The organism is Pseudacidovorax sp. (assembly GCF_017991995.1).
Classification (GTDB): domain Bacteria; phylum Pseudomonadota; class Gammaproteobacteria; order Burkholderiales; family Burkholderiaceae_C; genus Xenophilus.
The window spans coordinates 224,440-237,033 of the sequence record NZ_JAGOPN010000001.1 but is presented as its reverse complement, the minus strand read 5'-3'; the positions used below and the strand labels follow the sequence as shown (position 1 = coordinate 237,033).

Genomic DNA, 12,594 nt, shown 5'->3' with positions numbered 1-12,594 from the left:
GCCCGACGCGCCCTTCGCCATCTGCTGGCGCCGCAGGCATGCGCAACCGGTCGGCGGATGGCGCGCAGACCGCCGATGCCGGACGGCGACGCCTTCTGGCGGGCCTGTCCGCCCTGGCCGCGGGCGCACTGCCGCTGCGCACGACGCAGGCCTCCACCCCGGCCACCGACGGCTGGCCCAGCCGTGCGCTGCGCATCGTGGTGCAGTACGCGCCCGGCGGCTCCACGGACACGTTGGCCCGGCTCCTGGCCGAGGCACTGTCGCCCCGCCTGGGCCAGCCCGTGATCGTGGAGAACCGCGCCGGCGCGGGCGGCATCATCGGCACCGATGCGGTAGCCAAGAGTGCGCCCGACGGCCTCACGCTGCTGCTGACCGTGCCAGGACCGATCGCCGCCAACCTGGTGCTCTACAAGCGTCTGCCCTACGACCCGCGCACGGATCTGCGCATGGTCTCGGACGTGGCGACGCCCCGCACGGTGCTGGCGGTGCATCCGTCGGTGCAGGCGCGCGACTTCGCCGGGCTGATCGAGCGCATCCGTGCCCAGCCGGGACGCTTCGCCATGGGCTCCTGGGGCGCCGGCACGCAGCCGCACCAGATCCAGGTCTTCATGGACCGGCACTACGGCCTGCACACGCTGCACGTGGCCTACAAGGGCGAGGCGCCGATGGCCATGGACCTCGTGGCCGGCACGGTCCAGATGACCGTGGGCTCGACCACCACGCTGGCGCCCTACATCCAGGCGGGCCGGCTGCGTGCGGTTGCCACCGCCGGCACCACGCGCGCGCAGGTGCTGCCCGAGGTGCCCACCTTCGCCGAGCAGGGCTTCACGGACGAGGTCTATGCGCTGACCGGCCCCATCTCGCTGATGGCGCCCGCCCGGGTGCCCGACGCGGTGGTCGAGCGGCTGGGCCGGGAGGTCCAGGCCGCGCTCCAGAACCCCGCACTGCGCGCCCGCATCGCCGCCCTCGGCGCCGAGCCCATCGGCAACCTGCCGGCGCAGGCGGCCGACAGCTACCGCCGCTTCCTGCCCGTGTCGATGCGCCTGGTCGAAGCCACCGGCGCGCGGCTGGACTGAGCCACCCATCAACCCCTTTGCATCCGCCCATGATCATGACCTCCCCTGACACCCTCACCGGCCTGGACGCCGGCCGCCGCGACCTGGCCCGCGCCGTGGGCCTGACCGCCTTCGTGCACGGCTATCCCCTGGTCGAATCGGTGCGCACCTGCCGCCTGCAGACCGGCCATCCGGGCCTGGCGCCGCGGGCCCCCATCAACGCGCTCCATGCCATCACCCGACCTTCCACCGACCAGGACCGCGACATCGTCACGCCGGCCAACGACCTGCTCTACACCACGGCATGGATCCACCTGGGCGACGGCCCCTGCGTGCTGACGGTTCCGGCGGCGGCCGAGCATCCCGGCCGCTACTTCGTGCTGGCGCTCTACGACGCCTACACCGAGAACTTCGAGAACCTCGGCCCGCGCAACTGCAGCGCCCAGGGCGAGCAGGTGCTGCTGCTCGGACCCGGCCAGCGCGCCCCGGCGGCGCTTGCGCACCTGCGGCACGTGCCCTGCCCCACCACGCTGGTGTGGCTGATCGGCCGCATCCTGGTCGGCGACGAGGCCGACTGGCCCGCGGCCCGTGCCCTGCAGGCCGGCATCCGGCTCGCGCCGGCCGAGGGCACCGGCCCGAGTCGTGTGCCGGCCTGCGTGGCGGCCTGGGAGGGCGAGCCCGTGGACGCCATGGCCGACATGCAGGCCGGCGTGCCCACGCACGACGTGGCCAGGCGCTTCTTCGGCAACCTCTGCCGCGCGCTGGCCGATGCCCCCGGCCGGCCCGAGGACGTGGGGCTGGTCGCATGGCTGGGCCAGGCCGGGTTGCGGCCGGGCTCCGGCTTCGACTGGGCGGCCCTGGACGCGCCCACGCGCGAGGGTCTGCAGCAAGGGCTGGCCGAGGCGACCCGGCTGGTCGGCGAAGCGGCACGCAGCCGACGCCGCAAGCCCTGGGTGCTGGCCGGCCGGGCCGGGCGCTATGGCAACGACCACCTGACCCGTGCGCTGACGGCCTACATCGGCCTGGGTGCGCTGGCCACCACCGAAGCGCTCTACGCGGCGGGCCATTTCGATGCCGCCGGCGACGCCCTGGACGGCAGCCGCCGCTACACGATGCGCTTCGAGGCCGATGCACTGCCGCCGGCCGACGCCTTCTGGTCGGTCACGCTGTACGACGCGGACCGCTTCCTCCATGCCAATGCGCTCGGCCGCCATGCCATCGGCGACCGCACGCCCGGCCTGCGGCGCGATGCGGACGGCGGCCTGCGGCTGGTCTTCAGCCACGACCGCCCGGCCGACGACGCCAACTGGCTGCCGACGCCGGCGGGCCGCTTCTACCTGATCCTGCGCCTCTACCATCCGCGCGAAGAGGCCCGCACCTGGCGCATACCCGCCCTGCAGGCCTGGGGAGCAACGGCATGAGCCCCGCGACCAGCACCGCCGACCGCGAGGCCATCGTCTATGCCTATCCGCTCTACGAAATGCGCCGCATGCGGGCCGCGACCTCCCCCAGGCGGGTGGCGGCCCACGGCGAGGCGCCCGAAGGCCAACGATGGTGCAACGTCTTCACCCACAGCCGCAGCCTGCTCGCGCCCGGGCGCAGCCGCGTGGTCACGCCCAACAACGACACGCTCTACTCGACGGCCTGGCTCCATGTCGACGACGAGCCGCTGGTCGTCGAAGTGCCCGACACACAGGGCCGCTACTACGTGCTGGGCCTGCTCGACTTCTTCACCAATCCCTTCGCACATCTGGGCACGCGACTGACCGGCAATGCGGCGCGGCGCTTCGTGCTCACGCCGCCGGGCTGGCAGGGCGAGCTACCGGAGGCACTGCAGTCGGCCGGCACCCGCGTGCCCTGCCCCACGCCCTGGGTCTGGGTCATCGGCCGCATCCTGGTGGATGGCGAGCACGACCTGCCGGGCGCCCATGCCGTGCAGGACGGACTGCGGCTGCACCGCCTTGGCGACTGGGTCGCCGGCCGCCCGCCCAGGCCGCGGGCCTTCGACCCCGACTGCGATCCGTCGGCGCCCGCCGGGCCGGCGCACTTTGCCCACCAGGTGCGGGCGGCACTCGGCGAAAACCCGCCGCCCGCCTCCGACCTGCCGCAGATCGCCGCGCTCGCGGCGCTGGGGCTCGATCCCGCCGGGCCACCGCCGGCGGACGAGGCCTTGCGCCGCCTGGGCCAGGCCCTGGACGAGGCGCTGGCCCTGTTGCGCAACACCGAGACGGGACGACAGACGGCCGAAGGCTGGACGCTGCCGCCCCTCGTGGAAGGCAGCTTCGGCGACGACCACCGGGCGCGGGCCCTTGTGGCGCTCAAGTACATCGGCATGCTCGAAAGCGCCGAGGCCTACTACCCCCTGGCCTGGAAGGATGAGGACGGCGAGCCGCTCACCGGCCGCCGCGTGTACGCCCTGCACTTCGCGCCCGGTGCCACCCCGCCCGTCGACGCCTTCTGGTCGATCACGCTCTACGACGCCCGCGACTACATGCTGGTCGCCAACCCCATCGACCGCTACGCCATCGGCGACCGCAGCGCCGGGCTGGCCTGGGCAGCCGACGGCAGCCTCACGATCCACATCGCGCACGAGGCACCGCAAGAGCCGGACGTGCGCGCCAACTGGCTGCCCGCGCCAGCCGGCGAGTTCTACCTCTGCCTGCGGGCCTACATCCCGCGGCCGGCCCTGCTGGAGGACCGCTGGCGTCCGCCCGCGCTGCGCGTGACCGGCCGGCCCGCGGGAACGGCGGACGCCCCGGGTCCGGAGTCACGCGCATGACCCTGCCGCAACCCACGCCGGGCGGCGCCAGCGCCGAAAAGCCCTTCCTCATCGTCGGCGAAGGCAGCGAAACCGTCGGACCCGGGCTGCATCTGCTGCGCGGCCAGGGCCATTCCTTCGCGGCCGAAACCGATGTGGGCCTGGTGGTGATGGACGCCGGGCCCGGCGGCCGGGTCACCGCGGGCATGATCGATGCGCTGCGCGCGCTGAGCGATGCCCCGCTGCACGCCCTGTGCTTCAGCCATGGGCACCTGGGCTACAACGCCGGCGTGGACCAGTGGCTGGCCCATGCCGCGCAGCGCGGCGATCCGCGGCCCCGGGTGATCGCCCATGCAGGCGTGCTGCGCCGTCACGCGCGCTACCGCGAGACAGCCGGCCTGCAGCACCGGCTGGCGGAGATGCAGTTCCGCCGGCCCGCCGCCTTCTTCGAACGCCACCTGGCGCTGCACGACCCCGACGAGACCTTCGAGGACCGGCTGACGATCGGGCACGACGAGCGGCGCGTCGAGCTGAGGTGGGCCCCATCGGAGACGGACGATGCCATCGTGCTGTGGTCGCCTGCCCAGCGGGTGCTCTATGGTGGCGCGGCCCTGATCGACTCCATGCCCAATGTCGGCACGCCGCTGCGCACGCTGCGCGACCCGGTCCGCTGGGCGCGCACGCTGGAGCAACTCGCCGCGCTGCGCCCGGAGGTCGCCGTCCGCGAGTTCGGCCCGACGCTGCGTGGCGCCCAGCGCGTGCAGGACGTGCTGCTGCACACGGCGCGCGCCCTGCGCTGGTTGCGGGAGCGGACCGTCGCGCTGATGAATGAGGGACTGGACGAGCGCCAGATCCTCGCGCGGCTGGACTATCCCAAGGAGATCTTCGGCGTCGACTGGCTCAAGCCCACCTATGGCGAGCCGAGCTATGTGGTGCGGGACGTCTACCGCGCCGAGAACGGCTGGTGGGACCGCAACCCGACCAGCCTGCATCCCGCCCCGCCCGACCGGGTCGCGCGGGAGGTCGGCGCCGCCATCACGGACAAGGCCGGCGTGCTGGCCCGCGCCGCCGCACTTGCGTCGCGTGGCGAATGGCAACTGGCCCTGCACGTGGTAGACCTGCTGGCCACCGCCGAGGGCGAGGCGGCCGAATTCGCCGAGGCCCGCCGGCTCAAGGCTGCGTGGCTGCGCGAGCGCGCCGGCCAGGTGCGCAGCTATGTGTCGCGCAATCTCTTTCTCAGCAGTGCCGAGCGCCTGGACGCCACCCTGCCCCCGCGGCCGGGCGCTGGCTGACGGCGCCCCCTCCCGCGCCCTTGCCCACCTGCCGGCCCTGCAACATCCCGATCACGGAGACACCCATGCCCACCATCCTGCGCCACGGCGCACTTTTCCTTGCCGCCATCTGCGCGTCCAGTCACGCCGCCGAACCGTACCCACAACGTCCGGTGACGCTGATCGTGCCCACTGCACCGGCCGGTGGCACGGACACCATCGCGCGCATCATGGCCGAATTCCTCGGAAAGCAACTCGGCCAGCCCTTCGTGGTCGAGAACAAGCCGGGTGCCAACGGCGTGCTGGGCGTGGAGGCCGGCGCCCGGGCGGCACCGGATGGCTACCGGCTGCTGTTCACCTATGCGGCGTCGGTGGTGGTCAATCCCGGCCTCTACCGGAAGCTGCCCTACGACCCGGTCAAGGACCTGGCACCCATCGCCCAGATCGGCCGCGGCGGCAACCTGCTGCTGGTGCGTCCGGACTTTCCAGCCCGCACGCTCGACGAGTTCGTGCGCGAGGTGAAGGCGCATCCCGGCAAGTACAGCTACTGCTCCTGGGGCGCCGGCTCAGGCGGACACCTGGCCATGGAAAGCCTGAAGAAGCAGGCCGGCATCGACATGCTGCATGTGCCCTACAAGGGCACCAGCCCCTGCGTGCAGGACCTGGCGGGCCGGCAGGTGGACGCCGCCTTCGGCGACACCTCGTCGACCATCGAACTGGTCAAGGCGGGGCGCGTGCGCGCCCTGGCCAACAGCGGCCCCAAGCGGCTGCCGATGCTGCCCGACGTGCCCACGATGACGGAAGCCGGCTATCCCTTCACCACCTACAGCTGGTACGGCCTGCTGGCACCCGCGCACACGCCGCCGGACATCATCGGACGCCTCAATGCGGCCGTGCAGAAGGCCCTGGTCGACCCCGAGGTGGTGCGGCGCATGCGGGAACTCAACTTCGACGATCTTCCGCAGACCACGCCTGCGCAGTTCGGCGCGGTGATCCGCCAGGATCTCCAGGACTGGCGCGGGCTCATCCGCTCGATCAACCTCAGCCTGGATTGAAAGCCGCCGCGCCCAAAGAAAAGGGGCCCGAAGGCCCCTTGGTCTGGCGATGCGCCGGAGGTGCTCAGCGCACCACGGCGATCTGCGTGCGCGCGCCACCCTTGTAGGTGTAGAGCGTCAGCGCGCCGTTCTTGATGTCGCCCTTCTCGTCGAAGGCGATGGGGCCGGTCAGGCCCTTGTATTCGATCTTGCCGACTTCAGGCAGGTACTTGGCGGGGTCGGCCGAGCCGGCCTTGGCCATGGCGGCAACCAGCACCTGCACGGCGTCGTAGACGTACGGCGCGTAGATCTGCACGTCCACGCCGTTCTTTTCCTTGAACTTGGCCTTCCAGGCGTCCAGCGGCGCCTTGAAGTCGCCGTCCACGCCGCCGGCTTCGGCGCAGTAGACCATCTCTTCGCCGATGGCATCGCCGGCCAGCTTGGCCAGCTCGCCCGTGCACAGGCCGTCGCCGCCCATGAACTTGACGTTCAGGCCCAGCTGCTTGACCTGCTTGAGCATCGGGCCGCCGACGGCGTCCATGCCGCCAAAGAACAGGATGTCGGGCTTGGCGCCCTTGAGCTTGGTCAGGATGGCGTTGAAGTCGGTGGACTTGTCGGTGGTGAACTCGCGGCCCACGATCGTGCCGCCGGCGGCCTTGGCGGCCTTCTCGAACTCGTCGGCGACGCCCTGGCCGTAGGCCGTGCGGTCGTCGATCACGGCGATGTTCTTGCCCTTGAGGGTTTCGACGGCGTACTTGCCCAGGGTGCCACCCAGCTGGGTGTCGTCAGCCACCACGCGGAAGGTGGTCTTGAAGCCCTGACGGGTGTACTTGGGGTTGGTCGCGGAGGGGGAGATCTGCGGGATGCCGGCGTCGCTGTAGATCTTGGAGGCGGGGATGGTGGTGCCCGAGTTCAGGTGGCCGACCACGCCGTTGACCTGGCTGTCCACCAGCTTCTGGGCCACGGCCGTGCCCTGCTTCGGATCGCCGGCATCGTCCTCGGCGATCAGCTCGAACTTGGCCGTCTTGTCGCCGATCTTCATGCCCTGGGCATTCAGGTCCTCGATGGCCATCTTGGCGCCCAGTTCGTTGTCCTTGCCCAGGTGGGCGATGGCACCGCTGGTGGGCGCCACGTGGCCGATCTTGACCGTGAGGGTTTCACCCGCCGGAGGCGCAGCAGGTGCGGGCGCCGCCGCCGTGGCTGCCGGGCTCGCTGCGGGTGCTGCGGCTTCTTCCTTCTTGCCACAGGCCACCACCGAGAGTGCAGCCAGGGCGACCGCGGTCCATTTCAATTGCATGAGAAACCTCCAGAACGATGAAGACAGGATTGATGTTGGTCTACCGGTCGATGCAACCGGCGCGCCATGCTGGAGCAAGTTCCAAGCCGACGCACCGGCTGGCGGCACCCGCGCGCCCTCCGACCTGCGAGTCAGTTTAGCCCAACGATGGTGCACGAACCCCGGCGGAAACACGGGGTTGGGCGGCCGAAAGCTCCTCGGCCAGGGCGTTCGAAATGAGCTGCCGCAGCTGGTCTTCGAGACGGTTCCGAAGCACCGGGATCATGGCATCGAGCTGCTGCTGGACGGCCTGCGAGACGACATCGGTCAGCGCCTCCTCCAGCCGCAGGTCGACGCGCTGGAGCACACGGTGCAGCAGTTCTTCCTCGATCTCGAAGACGTCCTCCGGGCGGATGGCCACCATGGAGGCGGTGGGCGCCGGCTCGGCAGAGGCCTGCGCCACGGACATGGCTTCGGCGGCCGGCGGGACCGTGGCGGCGGGTGCATCGGCCTGGAGCACCGGAGCGGGCGTCTCGGGCCAGACCAGCTCGGGGCCCACCACCGACGGCGCGTCGAGGTCGACCACCGCGGTGAGGGTCGGCACGAAGCGCGGCGGGGTGCGGGGCGGCACGCTCATGCGCTGCGCGATCCCACGTCGTGTCGCGTGATGGCGTAGCCGCGATCCGAATAGTGGCGCCAGCGCGTGCGGCCGGCCAGCCGCTCGTCGTCATCGAGGCCCACCACGTCGATCAGGCGATCGAAGCGCTCGAAGCCCTGCGGCAGGGGCCGACCCAGGTTGAGCATCACCTGGCGGTGGGACGGTGGTTCGCCTTCGGCCAGGCCCAGCAGCACGGCGGAGCGCCCGCGCACATGCACTGGCGCATCGGCCTTGCAGTGCGGGATGAAGTCCGCCGGCGCGAAGCGCCACAGGGCTTCGTCCAGCGCGTCGAGCAGTTCTCCGGGCCCTTGCACCACGACCTGCGCATCGGCGCCGAGCACGGCCTTGCGCAGGAGCCGGCAGGCATGCTGCAGCTTGTCGGCCGTGTTGTAGTGGACGTCGATCTCGGTCACGGGGCGTTGCGCTCGGCCTCAGGCCGAGGCTGGCGTCTTGCGGGCGCGCTTGCGCGGCGCCGTCGGCACGGCGCCTGCGGCAGCCTGCGACAGCAGGTAGTCCAGCAGCAGGCCCACGGGACGGCCCGTGGCGCCCTTGGCCGCACCGCTTTTCCAGGCGGTGCCGGCGATGTCCAGGTGCGCCCAGGCGAAGTCGGCGGTGAAGCGCTGCAGGAACTTGGCGGCCGTGATGGCGCCGCCCGCGCGGCCGGCCACGTTGGCGACGTCGGCAAAGCGCGTCTTCAGCCCTTCGGCGTACTCGTCATCCAGCGGCATGCGCCAGCAACGGTCCTGCGCGTTCTCGCCCGCACGCTGCAGGGCTTCGGCCAGGGCATCGTCGCTGGAGAACAGGCCGCTGCGCACGCCGCCCAAGGCCACCACGCAGGCGCCCGTCAGGGTCGCGATGTCGATGACCGCCTTGGGCGAAAAGCGCTTGGCGTAGGTCAGCGCATCGCACAGGATGAGCCGGCCTTCAGCGTCGGTGTTGAGGATCTCGATGGTCTGGCCGTCCATGCTGGTGACCACGTCACCGGGCTTCACGGCTCGGCCGTCGTTCATGTTCTCGCAGCTGGGAATGAGGCCGACCACGTTGATGGCAGGCTGGATCTCGCCCAGCGCACGGAAGACGCCGAGCACGCTGGCCGCGCCGCCCATGTCGAACTTCATCTCGTCCATCTCGGCCGCGGGCTTGAGCGACACGCCGCCCGTGTCGAAGGTGATGCCCTTGCCAACCAGCACCTGCGGCGCCACGTCCTTGGCCGCGCCCTGGTAGCGCAGCACGATGAAGCGCAGCGGCTGCTCGGAACCCTGGGCCACGGCCATGAAGGCGCCCATGCCGAGCTTGGCCACCTCGCGCGGACCGAGCACCTCGACCTTGAGCTTGGGGCCGCGGGCCAGCGACTGCGCGGCCTCGGCCAGCATCGTGGGCGTGGAGTGGTTGCCCGGACGGTTGGCCCATTCCTTGGCGAACTCGATGCCTCGCACCGTGGCGCGAGCGACGTCGAAGCCGGCCTGAAGGCCGGAGGCATCGGCCACGCCCAGCACGAGCTGGCGGATGGTGCGCGGCTCGGGCTTGGACTTTGTGGTGGTGTAGACGTAGCTCGCGTCGGCGGCGGCGAGCATCGCCGCATGCAGGGCCCGGGCATCGACGGCGCCCGCGAAGACCATCGCCAGCTTCTTGGGCGCGGCGGACTTGACCGCCTGCAGGGCCGCACCGACGGCACTGCGAACAGCCGTGGACGAAAGATCACCGGCAGAGCACAGCACGAGCCGCATCGCCGAGACGTCGGCCGCCCCATAGGCCTCGACCAGCTTGCCCGGCTTGCCCTTCAGGTCGCCGGCCTTGCGGGCCTGGGCCAGCAGCCGCGACACGCCGTCGCTGCCCTCGCCCTTGAAGTCGTCATGCACGAGGACGACGAGTGCGTCGCCCTTTTCCGAGGCAGCCTGCGCGAGGCCGAGGGTCTTGAGTTGGAAGTCCATAATCCGTCTTTTCGCTCGGACGATGTTATTCCATTCCACTTTGCGCAAGGAGCTGTCGCGCAGCTTCGGGGCCACGCTGGTGGTGCTGATCGCGATCGTGATGACGATCATCCTGATCCGCACGCTGGGCCTGGCCTCGCGTGGCAGCGTCAATCCCTCCGAGGTCTTCCTGGTGATGGCCTATACGGTGATCGGCTACATGCCGACCATCCTCAGCCTGAGCCTGTTCATCTCGATCGTCGGCACGCTGTCGCGCATGTACCGCGACAGCGAGATGGTCATCTGGTTCTCGGCGGGTCGCGGCCTGGCGGACTTCATCTCGCCCTTGCTGCGCTTCGCCTGGCCGGTGCTGCTGCTGATCGCCGTGCTGTCGCTCGTTGGCTGGCCCTGGGCCAACTCGCAGACGCAGGGCATGCGTGACCAGTACGAGCGCCGCGGCGATCTCGACCGCGTGGCGCCCGGACAGTTCCAGGAATCGGCGGCCCGCAACCGCGTCTTCTACATCGACAAGGACTCGCCGGATGCCACCTCGGCGTCCAACGTCTTCATCTCCTCGCTGGAGCGCAACCAGCAGATCATCACCTCGGCGCAAAGCGGCAAGGTGGAGACCCTGCTGGGAGGCCGCTATCTGGTGCTGTCCAACGGCCAGCGGCTGGAACGGACCTTCGACAACAGCGACCTGAAGATCAGCGAATTCGGCACCTACGGCGCGCGCATGGGCAACGACAGCCCCCTGCCGGGCGAGACCGTTGCGCCGAAGGCGCTGTCCACGCTTGCTCTGCTCGCATCGCCTTCGCTGCCCAACCAGGGCGAGCTCGGCTGGCGCGTGGGCATGGTGTTGGCCGCCGTGAACTTCGTGCTGCTGGCGCTGGTGGTGTCCAACGTCAACCCGCGCGTGGGGCGCAGCGGCAACCTGCTGTTCGCCCTGTTCTGCTTCGTCATCTACTTCAACCTGCTCAACCTGGGCCAAAGCTGGGTGGGCAACGGCCGCTTCTCGCTGCCGGGCTTCCTGATGGTGCTGCATGGCGGCATGCTCGTGGGCATGCTGCTGTGGATCGCCCTTCGCCACAACAGCTGGCGGCGTCCGCGCCCGCGCGCCGCCACATCCTGAACGCATGAGAACGCTGCGCCGCCTGATCTACGCCGAGGCGATCAAGTCGATCGCCTTCGTCACGCTGGGCTTCCTGAGCCTGTTCTTCTTCTTCGACTTCGTGGACGAGCTGTCCTCGGTGGGCAAAGGCACCGTGGCACCTTACGGCCTGCCCCAGGCCCTGCTCTACGTCACGCTGCTGGTGCCCAGCCACCTCTACGAACTGCTTCCGATCGCGGTGCTGATCGGCAGCATCTTCGTGATGGCCAATCTGGCGCGCAGTTCGGAATACACGATCCTGCGCACCAGCGGCCTCGGTCCATGGCGAGCCTTGCGCATGCTGCTGACGCTGGGCCTCGGCTTCGTGGTGCTGACCTTTGCGGTGGGCGACTACGTGGCGCCGCTGTCCGACCGTGCGGCGCAGTTGCTCAAGTCCCGCTATCAGGGCTACCTGGCGACGGCCGGCCTCACGGGCGGCTGGCTGAAGGAGCGGCAGGGCGACCATTCCTTCGCGGTCAACGTGGTGTCCATCGACCGCGACGGCACGCTGAAGCTGCCGCGCGTGTTCGAGTTCGACGACCGCGGCTTCCTGCGCTCGCTGACCACGGCCGACACGGCGCGCATCGTCGCAGGCGGCTGGGTGCTGCAGAACGCCCAGCGCCAGGAGTTCCAGACCGCGCCCGGCACGACGTCGCCCAAGGTGATCAATGTTCACCAGCCGCTGCTGGCTTGGCAGACCGGCCTGACCACGGACATGGTGGCGGTCGCACTGCTCAAGCCGGAGCGCATGCGCACGGTCGACCTGTTCGAGTACACGCGCCACCTGGATGCCAACGGCCAGGCCACCCAGCGCTACAAGATCGAGTTCTGGCGCAAGGTGTTCTATCCGCTGTCCTGCCTGGTGATGGTGGTGCTGGCCCTGCCCTTCGCCTACCTGCACTTCCGCCAGAGCGGCATCGCCGGCTATGTGTTCGGCGGCGTGATGATCGGCATCAGCTTCTTCCTGCTGAACAACGTATTCGGTTACATCGGCAATCTGCGCGACTGGTGGCCGTGGGCCACGGCGGCGGCGCCGGGCCTTCTGTATTCGCTGATGTCGCTGGGCGCCTTCGGCTGGCTGGTGCTGCGGCGATGACGATGCACGGCATCGTCCTCTTCGCCCATGGCTCGCGCGACGCGCAGTGGCGCGAGCCGGTGGAGGCCGTGGCGCGTCGCGTCGCCGAGCAGGCGCCGGACGCGCGCGTGCGCTGCGCCTATCTGGAACTGGTCGCGCCCGACCTGCCGGCGGCGGTGGCGGAACTCGTGGCCGAGGGCGTGGCCAGCATCCACGTCGTGCCGCTCTTCCTGGGCATGGGCCGCCATGCGCGGGAAGACCTGCCGCTGCTCATGGCCGAACTGCGCCAGAAGCACCCCGCCGTGCAGTTCACCCAGGCCCCAGCCGTGGGCCAGGATCCGGCCGTCATCGACCTGCTGGCCCGGCTGGCGCTCCAACCACTTCAATAGATTCATAAGGCATAATGA

Annotated in this window: 12 protein-coding genes; 8 read left to right on the top strand and 4 right to left on the bottom strand. The window is 70.4% G+C overall.

The genetic code is table 11. From position 1 onward, the window contains the following. Positions 1-38: 38 nt before the first annotated feature. The 5 genes from KBC94_RS01125 (at position 39) to KBC94_RS01105 (ending at position 6,139) form a co-directional block, all read left to right on the top strand. Complete coding sequence (locus tag KBC94_RS01125; protein ID WP_294365451.1) at positions 39-1,076, top strand: tripartite tricarboxylate transporter substrate binding protein; 1,038 nt, start codon at positions 39-41, stop codon at positions 1,074-1,076. Positions 1,077-1,105: 29 nt separating this feature from the next. Beyond that, a complete protein-coding gene (locus KBC94_RS01120) occupies positions 1,106-2,476 on the top strand; it encodes a DUF1254 domain-containing protein (RefSeq protein WP_366934624.1) in 1,371 nt (456 codons plus the stop codon). Then, positions 2,473-3,834, top strand: coding sequence for a DUF1254 domain-containing protein (locus KBC94_RS01115; RefSeq protein ID WP_294365448.1), 1,362 nt, complete (start codon positions 2,473-2,475; stop codon positions 3,832-3,834). The genes KBC94_RS01120 and KBC94_RS01115 overlap by 4 nt, the downstream gene beginning before the upstream one ends. Then, complete coding sequence (locus KBC94_RS01110; protein ID WP_294365444.1) at positions 3,831-5,105, top strand: alkyl sulfatase dimerization domain-containing protein; 1,275 nt, start codon at positions 3,831-3,833, stop codon at positions 5,103-5,105. The genes KBC94_RS01115 and KBC94_RS01110 overlap by 4 nt, the downstream gene beginning before the upstream one ends. A 65-nt stretch (positions 5,106-5,170) precedes the next feature. Continuing rightward, a complete protein-coding gene (locus KBC94_RS01105; RefSeq protein WP_294365439.1) occupies positions 5,171-6,139 on the top strand; it encodes a tripartite tricarboxylate transporter substrate binding protein in 969 nt (322 codons plus the stop codon). A gap of 64 nt (positions 6,140-6,203) precedes the next feature. On the opposite strand, the gene KBC94_RS01100 is transcribed toward KBC94_RS01105, so the two are convergent. From KBC94_RS01100 to KBC94_RS01085, 4 genes are all read right to left on the bottom strand, one after another. Continuing rightward, entirely contained in the window at positions 6,204-7,415 is a 1,212-nt protein-coding gene (locus KBC94_RS01100) for a branched-chain amino acid ABC transporter substrate-binding protein (protein ID WP_294365436.1), read from the bottom strand. Positions 7,416-7,551: 136 nt separating this feature from the next. Continuing rightward, on the bottom strand, positions 7,552-8,031 hold the full coding sequence (locus KBC94_RS01095; protein ID WP_294365434.1) for a hypothetical protein: 480 nt from the start codon (positions 8,029-8,031) through the stop codon (positions 7,552-7,554). Further along, the gene (locus KBC94_RS01090; protein WP_294365431.1) at positions 8,028-8,465 is read right to left on the bottom strand and encodes a DNA polymerase III subunit chi; all 438 of its coding nucleotides are present in this window, start codon (positions 8,463-8,465) and stop codon (positions 8,028-8,030) included. The genes KBC94_RS01095 and KBC94_RS01090 overlap by 4 nt, the downstream gene beginning before the upstream one ends. Positions 8,466-8,483: 18 nt before the next feature. Next, a complete protein-coding gene (locus KBC94_RS01085; RefSeq protein WP_294365427.1) occupies positions 8,484-9,983 on the bottom strand; it encodes a leucyl aminopeptidase in 1,500 nt (499 codons plus the stop codon). Positions 9,984-10,005: 22 nt separating this feature from the next. On the opposite strand from KBC94_RS01085, the gene lptF reads away from it, so the two are divergent. From lptF to KBC94_RS01070, 3 genes are read left to right on the top strand one after another with little or no spacing between them, the layout of a single operon-like run. Next, a complete protein-coding gene (lptF, locus tag KBC94_RS01080; protein ID WP_294365422.1) occupies positions 10,006-11,094 on the top strand; it encodes an LPS export ABC transporter permease LptF in 1,089 nt (362 codons plus the stop codon). Positions 11,095-11,098: 4 nt separating this feature from the next. Continuing rightward, positions 11,099-12,208, top strand: a complete 1,110-nt coding sequence (gene lptG / locus KBC94_RS01075) for an LPS export ABC transporter permease LptG (RefSeq protein WP_294365419.1) — start codon at positions 11,099-11,101, stop codon at positions 12,206-12,208. After that, positions 12,205-12,576, top strand: coding sequence for a CbiX/SirB N-terminal domain-containing protein (locus tag KBC94_RS01070; RefSeq protein ID WP_294365417.1), 372 nt, complete (start codon positions 12,205-12,207; stop codon positions 12,574-12,576). The genes lptG and KBC94_RS01070 overlap by 4 nt, the downstream gene beginning before the upstream one ends. Positions 12,577-12,594: the final 18 nt, after the last annotated feature.